General features: G+C 39.5%; 20 protein-coding genes. 16 read left to right on the top strand and 4 right to left on the bottom strand.

All coding sequences use genetic code 11. The features are described 5' to 3' along the window. Positions 1 to 21: 21 nt before the first annotated feature. Entirely contained in the window at positions 22 to 393 is a 372-nt protein-coding gene (locus CZ490_RS14780) for a metal-dependent transcriptional regulator (protein ID WP_077619604.1), read from the top strand. Between the two features lie 55 nt (positions 394 to 448). Here CZ490_RS14780 and CZ490_RS14775 read toward each other — a convergent pair whose 3' ends face one another. Beyond that, positions 449 to 1,204, bottom strand: coding sequence for a YibE/F family protein (locus CZ490_RS14775; protein WP_077619603.1), 756 nt, complete (start codon positions 1,202 to 1,204; stop codon positions 449 to 451). Then, positions 1,201 to 2,316, bottom strand: coding sequence for a YibE/F family protein (locus CZ490_RS14770; protein ID WP_077621085.1), 1,116 nt, complete (start codon positions 2,314 to 2,316; stop codon positions 1,201 to 1,203). Before CZ490_RS14770 ends, CZ490_RS14775 begins: the two co-directional genes overlap by 4 nt. A 377-nt stretch (positions 2,317 to 2,693) precedes the next feature. Here CZ490_RS14770 and CZ490_RS14765 point away from each other — a divergent pair, with 377 nt between their 5' ends. The 4 genes from CZ490_RS14765 to CZ490_RS14750 all read left to right on the top strand — a co-directional run bounded on the left by CZ490_RS14765 (position 2,694) and on the right by CZ490_RS14750 (position 6,574). Further along, positions 2,694 to 3,578 (top strand): DMT family transporter, encoded by an 885-nt coding sequence (locus tag CZ490_RS14765; RefSeq protein ID WP_077619602.1) that lies wholly within the window; start codon positions 2,694 to 2,696, stop codon positions 3,576 to 3,578. Between the two features lie 110 nt (positions 3,579 to 3,688). Next, positions 3,689 to 5,314, top strand: a complete 1,626-nt coding sequence (locus CZ490_RS14760) for a sensor domain-containing diguanylate cyclase (protein WP_159439961.1) — start codon at positions 3,689 to 3,691, stop codon at positions 5,312 to 5,314. Positions 5,315 to 5,444: 130 nt separating this feature from the next. After that, positions 5,445 to 6,362: a DMT family transporter gene (locus tag CZ490_RS14755; RefSeq protein ID WP_077619600.1), complete on the top strand. Its 918-nt coding sequence runs from the start codon at positions 5,445 to 5,447 to the stop codon at positions 6,360 to 6,362. 17 nt (positions 6,363 to 6,379) lie between these two features. Continuing rightward, on the top strand, positions 6,380 to 6,574 hold the full coding sequence (locus tag CZ490_RS14750; protein WP_077619599.1) for a hypothetical protein: 195 nt from the start codon (positions 6,380 to 6,382) through the stop codon (positions 6,572 to 6,574). Positions 6,575 to 6,612: 38 nt separating this feature from the next. On the opposite strand, the gene CZ490_RS14745 is transcribed toward CZ490_RS14750, so the two are convergent. After that, positions 6,613 to 7,293, bottom strand: a complete 681-nt coding sequence (locus CZ490_RS14745; RefSeq protein WP_472924292.1) for a YczE/YyaS/YitT family protein — start codon at positions 7,291 to 7,293, stop codon at positions 6,613 to 6,615. Between the two features lie 215 nt (positions 7,294 to 7,508). Here CZ490_RS14745 and CZ490_RS14740 point away from each other — a divergent pair, with 215 nt between their 5' ends. From CZ490_RS14740 to CZ490_RS14690, 11 genes are all read left to right on the top strand, one after another. Then, complete coding sequence (locus CZ490_RS14740; RefSeq protein ID WP_077619598.1) at positions 7,509 to 8,000, top strand: DUF2975 domain-containing protein; 492 nt, start codon at positions 7,509 to 7,511, stop codon at positions 7,998 to 8,000. Positions 8,001 to 8,010: 10 nt separating this feature from the next. Continuing rightward, positions 8,011 to 8,223: a helix-turn-helix domain-containing protein gene (locus tag CZ490_RS14735; RefSeq protein ID WP_077619597.1), complete on the top strand. Its 213-nt coding sequence runs from the start codon at positions 8,011 to 8,013 to the stop codon at positions 8,221 to 8,223. Between the two features lie 63 nt (positions 8,224 to 8,286). Next, positions 8,287 to 9,051, top strand: coding sequence for an isoprenyl transferase (locus CZ490_RS14730; RefSeq protein ID WP_077619596.1), 765 nt, complete (start codon positions 8,287 to 8,289; stop codon positions 9,049 to 9,051). A 164-nt stretch (positions 9,052 to 9,215) separates the two neighbouring features. Then, positions 9,216 to 9,536, top strand: a complete 321-nt coding sequence (locus CZ490_RS14725) for a PadR family transcriptional regulator (protein WP_077619595.1) — start codon at positions 9,216 to 9,218, stop codon at positions 9,534 to 9,536. Next, on the top strand, positions 9,529 to 10,695 hold the full coding sequence (locus tag CZ490_RS14720) for a DUF2812 domain-containing protein (protein ID WP_077619594.1): 1,167 nt from the start codon (positions 9,529 to 9,531) through the stop codon (positions 10,693 to 10,695). Before CZ490_RS14725 ends, CZ490_RS14720 begins: the two co-directional genes overlap by 8 nt. A gap of 87 nt (positions 10,696 to 10,782) precedes the next feature. Then, complete coding sequence (locus CZ490_RS14715; protein WP_077619593.1) at positions 10,783 to 11,190, top strand: VOC family protein; 408 nt, start codon at positions 10,783 to 10,785, stop codon at positions 11,188 to 11,190. Between the two features lie 152 nt (positions 11,191 to 11,342). Then, complete coding sequence (locus CZ490_RS22695) at positions 11,343 to 11,552, top strand: hypothetical protein (protein WP_077619592.1); 210 nt, start codon at positions 11,343 to 11,345, stop codon at positions 11,550 to 11,552. Positions 11,553 to 11,679: 127 nt separating this feature from the next. Next, positions 11,680 to 12,264 (top strand): putative ABC transporter permease, encoded by a 585-nt coding sequence (locus tag CZ490_RS14705; RefSeq protein ID WP_077619591.1) that lies wholly within the window; start codon positions 11,680 to 11,682, stop codon positions 12,262 to 12,264. Between the two features lie 116 nt (positions 12,265 to 12,380). Beyond that, the gene (locus CZ490_RS14700) at positions 12,381 to 12,590 is read left to right on the top strand and encodes a helix-turn-helix transcriptional regulator (RefSeq protein ID WP_077619590.1); all 210 of its coding nucleotides are present in this window, start codon (positions 12,381 to 12,383) and stop codon (positions 12,588 to 12,590) included. Continuing rightward, positions 12,587 to 13,018 carry a hypothetical protein gene (locus tag CZ490_RS14695; RefSeq protein ID WP_077619589.1) on the top strand — a complete coding sequence of 144 codons (432 nt, stop codon included), beginning with the start codon at positions 12,587 to 12,589 and terminating at the stop codon, positions 13,016 to 13,018. The genes CZ490_RS14700 and CZ490_RS14695 overlap by 4 nt, the downstream gene beginning before the upstream one ends. A 177-nt stretch (positions 13,019 to 13,195) precedes the next feature. Then, a complete protein-coding gene (locus CZ490_RS14690; protein WP_077619588.1) occupies positions 13,196 to 13,789 on the top strand; it encodes an NADPH-dependent FMN reductase in 594 nt (197 codons plus the stop codon). A 1,166-nt stretch (positions 13,790 to 14,955) separates the two neighbouring features. Here CZ490_RS14690 and treR read toward each other — a convergent pair. Beyond that, positions 14,956 to 15,672, bottom strand: a complete 717-nt coding sequence (gene treR, locus CZ490_RS14685) for a trehalose operon repressor (protein ID WP_077619587.1) — start codon at positions 15,670 to 15,672, stop codon at positions 14,956 to 14,958. Between the last annotated feature and the right edge of the window lie 86 nt (positions 15,673 to 15,758).

The raw sequence follows: 15,758 nt of genomic DNA, 5'->3' as shown, positions 1-15,758 counted from the left end.
TTAAGGGGTGTTAAAACAAATATGATTTCAGCTAAGCAGGAAAAGTATCTTGTGGAAATCTATGCGAATCTGAATGAGGATGGTTTTACGCGGGTATCTCAGCTTGCAAAGTCACTCGATGTGTCTGTCCCGTCTGTTTCAAAGATGGCAAGGAAGCTGAAGGAGGAAGGTTTTATCGAATTTCAACGATATGGAATGATTACACTGACACCAAAAGGGAATGAGATAGTAAAGCAAGTAAGGTCAAACCATGACGTACTAGCTCGGTTCTTCCAATTGATCGAGGTGGAAGAGGATAGTATAAAAGAAGAAGTAAATAAAATAGAGTCCTATATTAGTCATGAAGTCATCAAAAAACTAGACAATTTCCTATCAAAGAGAAAATTATCATGAATGGGTGGATCTAGGGCCAGGTTATGTATTCTAGAAAACTGGCCCCGTCTGTCACCTACGCCTTTTTAACGAAAAAATGGGCGGTAATCCAAGCGGTGATTGGGATAACCAGGGTAACACTAATTCCAGCGATTAGAATGGTAATCATCTCTGCAACAAAAATCTTCGAGTTGACGATTTCACCCATCGGATACGATAAATCTTTAAACCATATCAACAGGGCGAGGTAGCCACCAAAGAAGGCAAAGAACAGGGTGTTCGTGCTTGTTCCGAGGATATCCCTCCCAATGCTTAAGCCAGACGCGAACAACTCTTTTCGACTAAGATGTGGATTATGGTAATGGATTTCTCTCATCGGTGATGAAATCGCGATGGCTGCATCCGTAATAGCCCCAATTGTACTCATGATGATTACGGAAGCCCCAATTTTTACAAAATCGACCCCGATAAAGAGGGAGTATGCTCCAAGCTCTTCAATTTCCTCCTCACCAAATCCTTGAATCATCGACTTGTTTGTTAGCACAAGAATAAACAATAGGAGAATAATGGTTGTCAGAATCGTAGCTAAGAAAGCCGTTTTTGTTTTACTGTTCATTTCATTTATATAAAAAAGGTTAATCGCACTAATCGCTACACAGGCGATAAGCGTTAAGTAAATCGGATTAAGCTTCGGGTCATTCATGAAAATCACCGTAACGAGTAGTACGCCGAAGTTGAAAAACAAGGCTAAAAACGAACGGATTCCCTTTTTTCCCCCGATAATCGCCATTAATATAAATAGAATCGCTGCGAGTAAGACGATTGCATTCATAGCCTCGCCCTCTTTCTAGTCATTGATATAAAAAATAAAGTCGTGTACAACCCAATCGGAATCGTTAGCACAATCCCAATTCCTCCTGCTAGCGCACGGGCCAATTCTAGCGACAGGTTCATGTTCAGTGTAAATCCTAAGGGTGAAGCATTTTTAAAATACAAGATTAATAATGGAATCGAACCACTTATGTAGGCAAAAAACAGAATGTTAGTCATCGTTCCCATAATATCTCGACCAATTTCCATACCAGATTTCACGAGTGCTTTTGTCGAAATGTTGTTGTTCTTTTCATACAATCCAAAGAGTGAAGATGACATGGTGATGGCAATATCCATGACAGCTCCGAGAGATCCAATAAATAACCCAGCCATAAATACCGTTTTATAAGGGCGAGTAATAAATTGTAATTCTTCATAGCGAAGGCCTTCACCACCGGTAATTTGAATGACAAGAAAGGCAACAGCTAAAGAAACAAAAGTCCCTACTAAAGTAGCGATAATCGCCGAATATGTTTTTTCGTTAAGTCCGTTTACGAGTAATAATGAAAGAACCGTAAAGAGAATAATCGCGACACTACAAATCAGTAATAGACTTCGGTCAGGCTTTTCGAGATAAAGGTCTAGGGCGTACGATAAAATGACGGCATTAATGACCAAACTCAATATCGAAAACAGCCCTTGCTTTTTTCCGACCAACAGCAAGATGAAAATAAAAATCCAGGCCACAAACATTACATATTTATCGCGTTTTACTTCATGGATGGTTCCCGTTAACTTGGATTCGTCTGAGGAATTCTTATCAAACGAAACAAACAATTCATTCCCAACCTGAAATTCGTAATCATAGGCTTTCGATAATGAGTATTCATTTTCTAAATGTATTTGACTTCCTTTTTTCTCTCCGTTTTTGAGTTCGGCTATGATGTGCTGAGTGAACAAAGCATCTCTGTTATCAAGTCCGTCCACCACTTCAGTTTCATCCGTAATCTGCACCTCAATCACCTTCGCAATCGGGCGCTCATAAAATGCATGATTATTGTAGACAAAGACTAAGCTACCAACAAAGCAAAGAAAAACGACTATATAAAATACTCTATGTTTAAACGACATTTTTCTAAAAAAGCCAAGTATCGAGTTCAAAAAATCACCCCAAACCACAATTTCCAATCCAGTATAACATAGGAGTAAGGGACAGGTTTATCCAGGTTGGAAAATGAAGGTAATTGCATTTTGAGAAGGCGGGTATGGGAGTCGATGAAGTCCCGAAAGTGGCGGTCGCCCCCGCGAAAAGTCCTTCATAAGTTGGCTGAAGCCCCGAACGGAGCAGTTGGCTGCGCGAAAAGTCCTTCATAAGCAGGATGAAATCCCGAACACAGCAGTCGCACCAGTGAAAACTCCTTCAAACTTCTACTGGGACAAAGAACCTGTCCCCTTGTCCCATTTTCGTGATAGAATGAGACAAAAAAGATTTGCTTGCGGAGGAGTACATGCGTAAATATGTTGGGGAGTTAGGGTTAACAATTGTGGCCATTATTTGGGGAAGCGGGTTTGTCGCGAGTGCAGTGTCGCTTGATCACTACACACCGTATCAAATTCTCGCCATTCGTTTCCTTGTCGGAGTCCTATTGTTAAGCCTTGTCTTTTTAAAAAAACTAAAACAGATTAGGAAGAGTACAATCATCAAAGGTGCCATTATTGGTATTTTTCTTTACTTAGCATTTGCCTTGCAAACGGTGGGATTGGTATATACAACACCATCGAAAAATGCGTTTTTAACTGCGGTGAACGTGGTTATTGTCCCATTTATCGCATTTTTTATTTATAAGCGCAAAATGAATATGTATGAATGGATTGGTGCTTTATTGGCGATTACCGGAATTGGAGTACTATCATTACGATTCTCTGGGGACGTCAATATCGGGGACCTGCTTACTTTATTATGCGCTGTTGGCTTTGCGTTTCATATTTTTTATACGGCTCAATTCGTAAAGGATGAGGACCCTGTCCTTTTAACAATTATCCAAATGTCAGTCGCTACGATTTTAGGATTTCTTGTTGTCATATTTAAAGGAGAGACGACTTTTTCAATGGACATCGAAGGAGTATCCAATGTTCTCTATTTAGGAGTGTTTTCCACGACGATTGCTTTCTTACTTCAAACAGTCGCACAAAAATATACAACTGAAACGAACGCAGCTATTATCTTATCAACCGAGGCATTATGGGGGACGGTATTCTCTGTCATTCTATTAAGCGAAGTACTAACAATTAAAATGATCATAGGCGCGATACTAATCTTATGCGCGATAATCATTTCGGAAACGAAGCTCAAATTTTTGAAAAGCCGAAAGTCAGTGGCAACTAAGGGGTAAGCCTTGAAACATGAATAGGGCACTAGGAATCTGCGAAAGCTAATTCAACAGCATTTAGTTGGAAGAGCAGAGCAGTACCGCCCAATCATGTTTAGAAAAGGTGTATGTTGATGTCATCTCATGGTAATTACACAACAGAGTATCATATAGGATTGGTCATACTCTCCATTTTAATTGGGATTTTTACATCGTATGTTGCGATTCAAATAGTCATTCGTCACGAGAAAATTCCGAGGAAAGATGTGTTTTGGCTCATTTCATCCTCGTTTGTCATGGGTGGGGGCGTGTGGGCGGTCCATTTTATCGGGATGCTAGCCGTCCATATTAAAGTGACAGTAACCTACAATATTTGGATTGTTTTAGCATCATTATTCTTAATCGTTACTTTTTCAATGCTAGCTTTTTCACTGATTTCAAAAAGACAAACACGACGATCGGTAACGATTAGTAGTTGTTTAATGGGGCTAGGGATTTTTAGCATGCATTTTTTAAGTATGCGTTCCATGGAAATGGAGGCTAATCTTACTTATTCGACAGTAATCCTGCTTTTTTCACTATTGGCAGCCATAATAGGATCATGGATTACATTCTGGCTATTTTCAAATTATCGTGACCAAAAATGGTTTGGTATAGTAGGTGCCATCACCTTAGGCAGCGGAATAGCCGGGATGCATTATATTGGAATGAGTGCAACAACCTTTGAAAAAATGGACTTCCATCACCAAGAAAATGCTTCAGGATATGTGTTATCTGGGTATACGATTGCATCTGCCATCACAATTTTCATCCTTACTCTACTAGTTCTGCTTCTATACCAGGTAAATCGAGATGAGAGATTGCGAAATCGATTATTGGTAAGTGAGGAGCACTATAAGCGCTTGGTTGAATTAGCACCCGTTGGAATCACGATACATAAATTTGGAATTATTCATTATATAAATCCTGCTGGAATTACCATCTTAGCTGGGAATAATTCAAGACAATTTGTTGGTAGACACTTTCTTGATTTTATCCATCCTGATTATCATCATATTATAAAAAATAGATGGAATGCGCTTCGCAAGGGGATTAAGTCAGTTGAGGCGATTGAAGAACAGATGATCCGCTTGGATAAGCAGTCTATTTACGTTGAGGTATCTGCTTCACCCTATGAAATGGATGGAGAGTCGTACGTCCAAGTTTTTTATACTGAAATAACTGCACGTAAAGAAGCTGAGGAAATGATGGTTCAGTTAGCCTTCCACGATGCACTATCAGGATTACCTAATCGGCGATTTTTTGCACAAGAACTAAACAAAGCAGTAGCAGAAAGCGGGAAATTAGGGCAACGACTTTCCGTGTTATTTTTGGATTTAGATGGATTTAAGGCGGTAAATGACACATATGGACATGATGTTGGGGATAGCCTGATTCAAGAGATATCAATGCGGTTGAAAAAAATAGTGCCGAAAAAAGCTGTGCTGTCGAGATTAGGTGGAGACGAATTTACGATCTTTCTACCTGACACTACAACCGACGAAACTAAAGGAGTAGCTGAATCAATCATTCATTCCATCCAACAACCAGTTAGCATTCAGGATGTTACAGTTCACGTAACATCAAGTATTGGGATTGCATTTTTTCCTGAAGATAGTAGTACCGCGGGTGCTCTTGTGAAGAGTGCTGATGAAGCGATGTTTCAAGCGAAAAAAACAGGGAAGAATCAATATCATTTTTATTCAAGTGAGATTCAATAAAATGTGGGTTCTTAGATGAATTCTAAGAGCCCATTTTGTTTATATTGTGATAGGATTAAGGTGTGGAAATCTTTTCAATAATATAAAAATCTGGTAACATATGGGCAATATGTGTATCGGGGGAACGCTGATGAATAAAAAGATGGCGGGGCTCTTTATTGCAGCTGGGGCTGCTTTATGGGGGATTATTGGATTATTTGTAAGCAATCTGTATGAGCTTGGTTTTACACCACTACAGGTTGTCGCAGTGAGGGCGATTGCGGCCTCTATTTTTTTAATTACATATACTTTATTAAAGAATCCGAGCGCATTCAAAATCAAAGTAGCCGATAGTAAATACTTTATCGGAACAGGAATTATTAGTATTGTCTTTTTTAACTGGTGTATGTTTGTCGCGATTGAGGAAACGTCAATTTCAGTTGCTGCAATTCTACTATATACTGCACCGGCATTCGTTACGATTTTTGCAAGGTTTCTTTTTAAAGAAAAACTAACGGTTCGAAAAATCCTTGCTCTTGTGGTGACTATTATAGGTTGTGCTTTTGTTGTCGGAGTCTTTCCAAACTTTTCAGGCACCATCTCGCTCTTTGGCCTAATCGTCGGAATTGGTTCTGGTTTCTTTTATGCGCTTTATAGTATCTTTGGAAAGTTTGCTCTTGAAAAATATGATTCTCTTACCGTAACCGTGTACACATTTCTCTTTGCAGCGGTTGCTGTCACACCATTCAGTGGGATTTGGTCAATAGGAAATCTATTTGCAGATGTAAAAGCGTGGGCTTACATTGGTGGTCTGGGCTTTCTTTCGACGATGATGGCATTTATTCTCTATACAAAAGGGTTACAGTATATTGAGTCAAGTCGAGCGTCAATTATTGCCACGATTGAACCGGTCGTTGCCGCCATCATTGGTTTTTTTGTCTTCCAGGAAACCTTGCAGATGTGGCAATATGTTGGGATTATCATGGTTCTTGCAGCCGTCATGATTGTACAAGAAACAACAGATAAAAATCAAAAATCGTCCTTTCTAGAACAAGAGAGAACATTATAAAGAGGTGAAATCAAACAATGACTTGGGCATTTATCATCGTAATTATACTTGGAGTTCTAGCATTAGTTGGAACGATATCGATAGCGGGTAAAGGAGATGCGAATTACCGGGAAAAAACGAAGCGGAACAGTATCAATTTAACCGTGATCTACGCAGTTGTCATACTTCTCTCATTAATCGCAGTAGGGGTATATATTCGATTTTATGTATAAAGTGTCCGATTGGACACTTTTTTAGTTGTCTAGACAAATTAAGAAGCAATAGTCATTTTGTCTTTTTTTGGGTGTCTCTCATTACCTGAATTCATCCACTGTACAATGTGTTCTTGATAGTGTTTGATTAACCATCCTAAAATCTTCCCGATAAAATAGGCGGCTATCACAGTACCAATCCCTACGGATCCCAATGATTGAATAAAAATCAGACACACAATACCTGCTACACAGACATTAAGTAAATCACTAGAGATTTTGGCTTTTCCTACTTTCATTTTGAATCTTTCACTGATGACAAATGTAAGCTCATCGTATGGCATTTTAGGAAATTTAGATGCGAAATAACCGAGTAATCCAAATGCAACAACGAACAAACTGACTACTAGGTATGCCCAACGCACCAATAAGGTTTCAGGCGCTGGCAATAGTTGCACCAGAAATAAGGTAACATCCATAAAGAACCCAAATAAAAATGCAATGATAAATTGTACAGAGGATTCTCGTAAATCAAATCGTTTACTAATGATGATTTGTATGAGGATAAATAATATATTTGCAACAACGGTCATCATCCCTACCGACAAACCTGTTGCCAAAGCAAAGGCGTAGGCTAATGATGATACTGGTGAAACGCCGAGATCTGCCTGTATGGAAAAGCTGACACCAAGCGAGAGCAGAAATAAGCCTATCATGTATAAACAAATTCTCTTCTTGATCAAATTTCAACAACCTCCCCAAAAATCGTCCATTCCCAATCTTAACATACATTTTAATCCTTGGGTTGTTTGTGAGACATGGGGCTGAGACTCATCTTGTTACCTATGTTATTAAAAATAACAACAAAAAAACTTTTGTAATCAATAATATTTTATTGTAAAACGATAAAAGGTATGGTAAATTAAATTGACAATAAATAAATGAGGTGCATGTTATGAAACTAAGTTCAACAAACTTTTTAAGGTTTGCGATAATTGTTATTGGAATTCCTGTTTTAGCTCTTTGTATATTTGGGCTTCCGCAGATTGTAAGTGTAGCATTTAAAGAAGCAGCAAATGGTGCATCATTAGGATATATGGTACTTGGTATTTTAACAATTATGTATGCTTCGGCGATTCCGTTTTATGTTGCCCTGTTTCAAGCGTTTAAGCTTTTAAATTATATCGATAAAAACATTGCTTTCTCGGATCTATCAGTACTAGCTCTAAAGAAAATTAGAACTTGTGCAATCGTGGTTTGTGGTTTATATGTAGTCGCCTTACCTTTCGTGTTTATCGTTGCGGAATGGGATGATGCCCCAGGTCTTGTCTTAATTGGGCTAGTCATTGTCGGTGCTTCTATGGTAGTTGGCGTTTTTACTGCATTACTCAAGAAACTATTACAAGAAGCAATCAAGATAAAAACAGAAAATGATTTAACGGTCTGAGGTGAAAACAATGGCAATTATTATCAATATAGACGTGATGTTGGCGAAAAGGAAAATGAGTGTGACAGAACTCTCAGAAAGAGTTGGGATTACAATGGCAAACCTATCTATCTTGAAAAATGGAAAAGCAAAGGCAGTTCGTTTTTCAACACTAGAAGCTATCTGTAAAGCGCTAGACTGTCAGCCAGGAGATATTTTAGAATACAGCAGTGACGAGGATTAAAGTCGGACGAGGGGACAGGTACGGCGTCCCAAAGTAATAATTTACATTTAAGGGGAAAAAACAATGGTAATGAAGATACCTTTTTTCAACAGTTATAAACAAATGAACGAAGCGACCCAATTTCATGATGATCATGTTCCGGAACATATCGCGATCATTATGGACGGAAATGGTCGATGGGCAAAGAAACGTGGACTTCCTCGAGTTGCCGGTCATAAGGAAGGGATATCTGCTGTTATAAAAATAGTGAAGGCAGCCGTCAAATGCAATGTAAAGGTACTGACGTTATATACGTTTTCTACGGAGAACTGGAAACGTCCAAAGTCTGAGGTGGACACAATACTAAGACTACCTAAAGAGTTTCTCCATCTATATTTGCCTGAACTTATATCCAATAATGTTCGTATCGAGGCAATCGGTGATATGGAAAACCTTCCTAGTCATACGCAGGAAGCGATACAGTACGCGATCAACCGTACCCGAGATAATGATGGTTTAGTTCTCAATTTTGCACTCAACTATGGAAGCAGACATGAACTCCTGAATGCAATGAAGGCCATGCTCAAGGATATGAATGAGGCGAAGCTTTCACCTGATGAACTAGATGAACAAATGGTTTCACGATATTTATATACCTCGAATTTACCAGAGCCAGACCTGTTGATTCGAACGGGTGGAGAAAGACGATTAAGTAACTTTCTACTGTGGCAGTTGGCCTATACAGAGTTTTGGTTCTCAGATGTTTTTTGGCCAGACTTCTCTGAGAAGGAATTCATGGAGGCTCTAGAAGACTATCGGCAAAGGAAAAGAAGATACGGCGGATTGTAAAGGGATAGGTTCCTCGTACCAGTTAGGATGAGGAATCTGGTCCCTTTTTCCATTTTTATATTTACAGGAGATATTTTTTTATATATTATTATGTTATGCGATATATCGTTATACATAATATCGAGTGACATAATAACAGGGTGATAGAAAGAAGGAGAGTACATATGGCATATAATGGAGGACCGATGACGGAAGCGATGTATTATGTTCTACTTGCATTAATGCATCCAAATCATGGCTATCAGCTCATGCAGGCAATTACGCAAGTATCGAATGGCAGAGTCAAAATGGGTCCAGGAACACTGTACGGAGTGCTATCACGAATGCAAAAGGACGGACTGATTTCGTTGGCAGAAGATGACGGTCGCAGAAAGACCTACGAGATTACAGCAGATGGTGAACAGGCATTAAGAATGGAGTATCGTCGACTAAAGTCTCAGATTCAAGATGGAAAAATACTAGAGGGTGGTGATGAGATTGAATAAAACAGTACGAAAAGTACGCCCAAGTGATTATTGGCGAATTGGAGAGCACGAGAGTTGGTTTGCTGACATGGCGTCTCAGGGGCTCCATCTCAAAAAGATGGGAAAAATTTTCGCGTACTTTGAAAAAGGTGAGCCTCAAAAAATGAGATACCGAATTGATGTTTCTATGAAGAGTAAAATGCAACCAGAACAGATCGAGATATATGCCGAAAGTGGCTGGGACTATGTCACTGGTTATCAGGGGTTTCACGTATTTTCATCTCCAGTCGAGCGTGACGCACCAGAGATTCATACGGATCCTGCCGAGCAGTCTTTTACATTAAAGGAACTCGACAAAAAGTTAATGTTAAATGCTGGTTTTATTGTAGTTGCGTTGCTGTTAATCATTGGTATGTTGTCATCGTTATGGTTCCTTGATGGGACCCCAGTCTATATGTTGGTTGATGGGGCAGCTGTTACACAAACCATTTTAACCATCGTAATCGGATATCAGGCTTATAATTCATTACTTGCTGCTATTTCCATTCGCGCTTTACAAAAAAGTTTAATTGAAGGTAAACCTATTAATCATCATGCACCTTGGAAGAAGCGCCATCGGATCCAATCGACAAGCGCTATTCTATTTATGATAGTGGCTGGACTGACTGCAATTGTACCATTTACACAGCTTGTAATCATGGATACGAAAACATTGCCACATGAAAGCCCTGACTTACCGATTGTTAGATTAGCAGATATCGAAACGAATCCTGCATTAGAGCGAGGCGAGTCTGAATATATCAGAGATGGAGTTGATTGGTCCAATCGGATTTCAACTAAATGGAGTCCGTTTGCGCCCGTGCAATATGAATCAGATGAAAATGGAATGGTCCCAGGCGAAATCTTGCAAAGTATCCAAACAAAGTATTTTCAACTGAGTATTCCAGCTTTGGCGGATCGTTTGATATCTGAATTAGTAAAGAGACATAACTATGCAGATCGAGTGGATGATTACGTCGAAACGAAGCACCCAGAGTTTGATCGATTAATTATCCTTGAAGAAAAAGAAATGAAAGAAGTATATGCTTCTAAGGGAAAAGAAGTTATATTTGTTCGATACTATGGTAACGCTAATGTAGATTTGATTATCGAGAGCATAGTAGAAAGGCTAGAACATTGAAGTTTAAGATAAAAATAGAACATACGTTTGATTTTGTTGTTCTGAAATGCTAAAATTGAAACATAAAACAATTGTAGGAGTGATATTATGGCTTTGAATCCATACTTAATTTTTGATGGTAATACTCGTGAAGTTGTTGAGTTTTGTGCGAAAGTGTTTGGAACAGAGGAACCTAATTTTATGACTTTTGGATCGATACACTCTGAAGAGGAACTGCCTCCTGGAGCGAAAGATTTGATTATGCATACTTACCTTGAGATAGCGGGGACCAAGTTAATGTTTTCGGATAACTATCCAGGAATGGAATATCGAGAAGGTAACAATTTTACACTCGCTTATATTAGTAGTGATGAAGCAGCGATGAGAGATGCTTTTGACAAGTTGAAAGAGGGCGGTACTGTTCAGATGGAGCTGCAAGAAGTACCATGGAGCAAATCGTACGGAAGCTTGACTGATAAATACAACATCCAATGGCAATTTAGCCATGAAGAGTAAACACGAATCAGACCGGGCATTTGCTCAGTCTGTTTTTCATATTTACATACTATTTAATTGTTAAACAGCACATGCTATAATTAGAGGCTAAGTAAAAGATTGACTGAGTCGCGACAACTAGAGCTTGCGATTTCATACAGAGGTGTATAAGAATGAATAAACGATGGACAATCGGAAAAATTAACGAATTTGTTGAGAAAAATTCAGATAGCAAATTGCTTACAACAGAATATCACGGTTTTTCTCAAAAGTTATTATTTAAATGTGCGTGTGGAAACAATTTTGAAAAGACATTTACCAAATTTAAAAATAACCACCAACGTAAATGTGACGTGTGCCAGCCGCCTAAAGAGTCACGTTAACCTACCAATTAAAGCTAGCTCCCATCAAGGATGCTAGTTTTTATTTGTTTTAAAAAACTGAACCTGTATATTTCTATAGCTGTGTGTAAATCCTAATTAGGAATATTTTCCTTGAGGTGATTTATGAATGTTTCAGGGTTTAGTAAGTGGTTTTGATTTTGAGATGCCTAGCCTCTTGTCCTGGGATGGAGTGATGGCGATTGTCTTTTTCTTTACCATTTATTCATTTTTCGGCTGGTTACTAGAGAACAGTTATAATTTTGCAAGGAAACGCGTGTTTTTTAAGGACAATTTCTTCTTCGGACCCTTTAAGCCGATGTATGGATTTGCTCCACTTCTGTTGATTCTTTTGATTGGCAGAGAAATGCACTGGTCCGTGGTGCTACTACTTTGTTTTCTAATTCCTACAGTTGTAGAATATTGTAGCGGTTTCCTACTCGAGTGGTTCTTTGGTCGAAAATGGTGGGATTATTCAGGACATAGGTGGCAGTTACAAGGACATATTTGTTTTTCCTATTCGATTTGCTGGATTGTACTATCGCTAGTGTGTCTAGCATATCTACATCCAGGAATTGTTGCCTTATATGGGATTATTGGGCGGTTTTGGTCGTGGATTTGGCCATCAGTTTCCCTGTACTTCCTTGGTGAACTCCTTTTCGCAATAAGAAGGCATATACCGGAAAAAGTTCGTGCGGGAAATCCAATTCGATAAAATACGCATAGATCAAATCATAGGGATTTGGTCTATTTTTTTTATAGTATATGTAACATATATATTGCTAAATGGAATGTATATGTTACAATGTTGTTGAGGAGGGATTAGATCATTTGGAAAATAAAGTGAAGATCGCTCGTATTCAGGCGGATTTAACACAGCAACAATTAGCCGAAAAAATTGGAGTTACTCGTCAAACGATTAGTTTAATAGAAAAAGGTAAATACAACCCAACCTTGAAGTTGTGTCTTGAAATCTGTTATGCCGTTAATAAAAAATTGGATGAACTATTCTGGATCGAAAAGGGGAGTGGAACGAAATGAAAAAGATTAAGGATGAGCGTTTACTGTTGAAAAACCTTAAGAATATTCGTATCGCATATGTCGTACAAACAGCAGGAATACTAGGCATTTTGGGATACGATTTACTAACTAAAGGGATGGAAGGTATGAGGCAAAACCCTTTGTGGATGGTTTTTATGATTACAGTCATTGTTTCTGTTTATCTTTCCATGAGTATTAGCGTAGATCATGAAAATAGTGAAAAATCACCAAAGATTGGATTCCTAATTTCACTCATCATCTTAACAGCCATCTCACTATTAATTGGTATTGCAGTAAAATTTTCAGCTGGATTTGAAACGGTTGATGGTTTGATAATGGGGGGGATCATTTTTATTTGCGGACTCATTCCTATTCTATATATCCATTATTTACGTACGAAAAGACAAGAAGAAAATCTAGATGAATAGAAGGTAGACGCTTAGTAAACTAAGCGTTTTTATTTTTGAGAAAGAAATAAGCTAATTCGGTTGACAATAGTTTAGTTATAAGATATTATTTATCTTGAAGTTAAGATAAATATTTCAGAGATAAATAAATTAAAGGTATTTTACAGAAATATCCTTTAATATAAAAGGAGAGACATCATGGGTTTACTAGATAAGCTTTTTGGTAATCAACAAAAGGAGGAAAAAGTAATGTCAAACGAAAAATTAAACATTGGTATCATTTTAGGTAGTACTCGTGAAGGACGCGTAAGTCCTCAAGTAGGAGCATGGGTAAAGGAAATCGCTGATAAGCGTGGAGATGCTAACTACGAAATCGTAGATATCGCAGACTTCAAATTACCATTCTTAGGTGAAGCAGATGCACCTGGAATCGGAGCATGGAATGAAAAATTAGCTAGCCTTGATGGATTCGTATTCATCGTTCAAGAATATAATCACTCTATCACTGGTGCATTGAAAAACGCATTAGACCTAGCTCGTGAAGCTTGGAACAACAAAGCTGCTGGTATCGTAAGCTACGGTTCAACTGGTGGTGCACGTGCTGCTGAACACTTACGTGGAATCATGGGTGAATTAATGATCGCGGACGTTCGTACACATCCAACACTTTCATTATTCACTGACTTCGAAAACGGTGCAGACTTCAAACCACAAGATCTACACCTAGATAACGTTAACCTAATGCTAGACCAAGTAGTATCTTGGAGCACTGCATTAAAAACAGTACGCTAATCATTGAAGAAACAGGATGGACCTCTATTGGTTCGTCCTGTTTTTGTTTTGGGGACAAATGAAAAAGGGGTCCAGTTGGACCCCTTTTGGGCAAGTGATTTCTATAAGCGGGCTAGCAAGGCGTGTATGCGGGTTCGGTGACTCCTAGAAAGTTCCAAGAGTGAACCCGCAAATGGTGGAATCAGGTTTGGTATCTCCTAGAAAGTTCCAAGTACGAACCCGCAAGTGGTGAAATCGAGTACGGTATCTCCTAGAAAGTTCCAAATACGAACCCGCAAGGCGTGCAATCGAGTTCGCAATCTCCTAGAAAATCCCAAGTACGAACCCGCAAGTGGTGGAATCGGGTACGGTATCTCCTAGAAAGTTCCAAGTGCGAACCCGCAAGTGGTGGAATCGGGTACGGTATCTCCTAAAAAGTTCCAAGTGCGAACTCGCAAGGCGTGCAATCGAGTTCGCAATCTCCTAGAAAGTCCCAAGTGCGAACCCGCAAGTGGTGGAATCGGGTTCAGTATCTCCTAGAAAGTTCCAAGTACGAACTCGCAAGGCGTGCAATCGAGTTAGCAATCTCCTAGAAAGCTCCAAGTGCGAACCCGCAAGTGGTGGAATCGGGTTCAGTATCTCCTAGAAAGTCCCAAGTACGAACCCGCAAATGGTGGAATCGGGTTTGGTATCTCCTAGAAAGTTCCAGGTGCGAACCCGCAAGTGGTGGAATCGGGTACGGTATCTCCCAGAAAGTTCCAGGTGCGAACCCGCAAGTGGTGGAATCGGGTACGGTATCTCCCAGAAAGTTCCAAGTACGAACCCGCAAGTGGTGGAATCGGGTACGGTATCTCCCAGAAAGTTCCAAGTGTGAACCTGCAAGGCGTGCAATCGAGTTCGCAATCTCCTAGAAAATCCCAAGTACGAACCCGCAAGTGGTGGAATCGGGTACGGTATCCCCTAAAAAGTTCCAAGTACGAACCCGCAAGTGGTGGAATCGGGTACGGTATCTCCTAGAAAGTTCCAAGTGCGAACCCGCAAGGCGTGCAATCGAGTTAGCAATCTCCTGAAAAACCCCAAGTGCGAACCCGCAAAGAGTGCCAGCACCCCCACAATCTCCTAACTAACTCCAAGTGCAAACCAGAACCAGCCCCCAAAAGATAAGATAGTCCATTTTAAAACTTCCGCTACACGTGCGTCCGGCGCGCAAAGTCGACGAAGCGGAATTTGTCAGGGCGGTGGCGGGATTCGGTGTATTGAAATAGACTCGCATTATCCAAATACACAAAGTTCTTGATAACTACGACATTATGAAACCCATCCAAATCTAGTAACTCTCGATCTTCATCAGTTGGCTCCACTACGGTGATTTCCTTTTTGGCAAAACTGATTGTGAGCTTTAGTTCATTCTCCATAAAAGCATATATAGAATCCTCACAAACTTCTTTCGTGAGTTCAGGGACATAAGATTTCGAAATATAATCCTTGTCCAGGATAATTTTCTCGCCGCCCATTTCCCTTACGCGGACGACCTTCCATACTTGATCTTTATTTGAAAGCTGGAGCTGTTGCTTAATAAACGTATCAGGCTTACCAACGGAAAGGTCATGGACAAAGGTTTTCGGCTTGTCCCCCATTTTCTCCGCTAGTTCCTTGAAGCTCACGAGTCCAGAAACGGGAAAATCAAACTTATTCACATCGATTACTATGGAACCTTTGCCCTTCATTTTTTGAATATACCCATTTTGGGAAAGAAGGTTGAGCGCTTTTCGAATTGTTTCGCGGGAGGTATTATAGGATTCTTTTAGTTCATTTTCGGAAGGCAAAAGGCTATTGGCCTGAATGTTACCACTTTTAATTTCATCTACTAACTCACTATAGATTGTTAGATACTTGTTATTCATAAAGAATCTCCAATCAAATATTATTATTTATAGTATAATTTTACCGCGTTAATGCGAAAAAAGGGAGGGGTATTTTCCCCTCCCTC

Origin of the sequence: Litchfieldia sinesaloumensis (assembly GCF_900156865.1) — a bacterium.
Taxonomy (GTDB): domain Bacteria; phylum Bacillota; class Bacilli; order Bacillales; family Bacillaceae_L; genus Ferdinandcohnia; species Ferdinandcohnia sinesaloumensis.
The sequence above is the reverse complement of the archived record's forward strand: the minus strand, read 5'-3'. Positions and strand labels throughout refer to the sequence as shown.

Excerpts from the sequence above, each read along its gene's own strand:
- CZ490_RS14780 (WP_077619604.1), top strand. The coding sequence starts at position 22 with ATGATTTCAGCTAAGCAGGAAAAGTATCTTGTGGAAATCTATGCGAAT.
- CZ490_RS14775 (WP_077619603.1), bottom strand. The coding sequence starts at position 1,204 with ATGAATGCAATCGTCTTACTCGCAGCGATTCTATTTATATTAATGGCG.
- CZ490_RS14770 (WP_077621085.1), bottom strand. The coding sequence starts at position 2,316 with ATGTCGTTTAAACATAGAGTATTTTATATAGTCGTTTTTCTTTGCTTT.
- CZ490_RS14765 (WP_077619602.1), top strand. The coding sequence starts at position 2,694 with ATGCGTAAATATGTTGGGGAGTTAGGGTTAACAATTGTGGCCATTATT.
- CZ490_RS14760 (WP_159439961.1), top strand. The coding sequence starts at position 3,689 with ATGTCATCTCATGGTAATTACACAACAGAGTATCATATAGGATTGGTC.
- CZ490_RS14755 (WP_077619600.1), top strand. The coding sequence starts at position 5,445 with ATGAATAAAAAGATGGCGGGGCTCTTTATTGCAGCTGGGGCTGCTTTA.
- CZ490_RS14750 (WP_077619599.1), top strand. The coding sequence starts at position 6,380 with ATGACTTGGGCATTTATCATCGTAATTATACTTGGAGTTCTAGCATTA.
- CZ490_RS14740 (WP_077619598.1), top strand. The coding sequence starts at position 7,509 with ATGAAACTAAGTTCAACAAACTTTTTAAGGTTTGCGATAATTGTTATT.
- CZ490_RS14735 (WP_077619597.1), top strand. The coding sequence starts at position 8,011 with ATGGCAATTATTATCAATATAGACGTGATGTTGGCGAAAAGGAAAATG.
- CZ490_RS14730 (WP_077619596.1), top strand. The coding sequence starts at position 8,287 with ATGGTAATGAAGATACCTTTTTTCAACAGTTATAAACAAATGAACGAA.
- CZ490_RS14725 (WP_077619595.1), top strand. The coding sequence starts at position 9,216 with ATGGCATATAATGGAGGACCGATGACGGAAGCGATGTATTATGTTCTA.
- CZ490_RS14715 (WP_077619593.1), top strand. The coding sequence starts at position 10,783 with ATGGCTTTGAATCCATACTTAATTTTTGATGGTAATACTCGTGAAGTT.
- CZ490_RS22695 (WP_077619592.1), top strand. The coding sequence starts at position 11,343 with ATGAATAAACGATGGACAATCGGAAAAATTAACGAATTTGTTGAGAAA.
- CZ490_RS14705 (WP_077619591.1), top strand. The coding sequence starts at position 11,680 with ATGTTTCAGGGTTTAGTAAGTGGTTTTGATTTTGAGATGCCTAGCCTC.
- CZ490_RS14695 (WP_077619589.1), top strand. The coding sequence starts at position 12,587 with ATGAAAAAGATTAAGGATGAGCGTTTACTGTTGAAAAACCTTAAGAAT.
- CZ490_RS14690 (WP_077619588.1), top strand. The coding sequence starts at position 13,196 with ATGGGTTTACTAGATAAGCTTTTTGGTAATCAACAAAAGGAGGAAAAA.
- treR (WP_077619587.1), bottom strand. The coding sequence starts at position 15,672 with ATGAATAACAAGTATCTAACAATCTATAGTGAGTTAGTAGATGAAATT.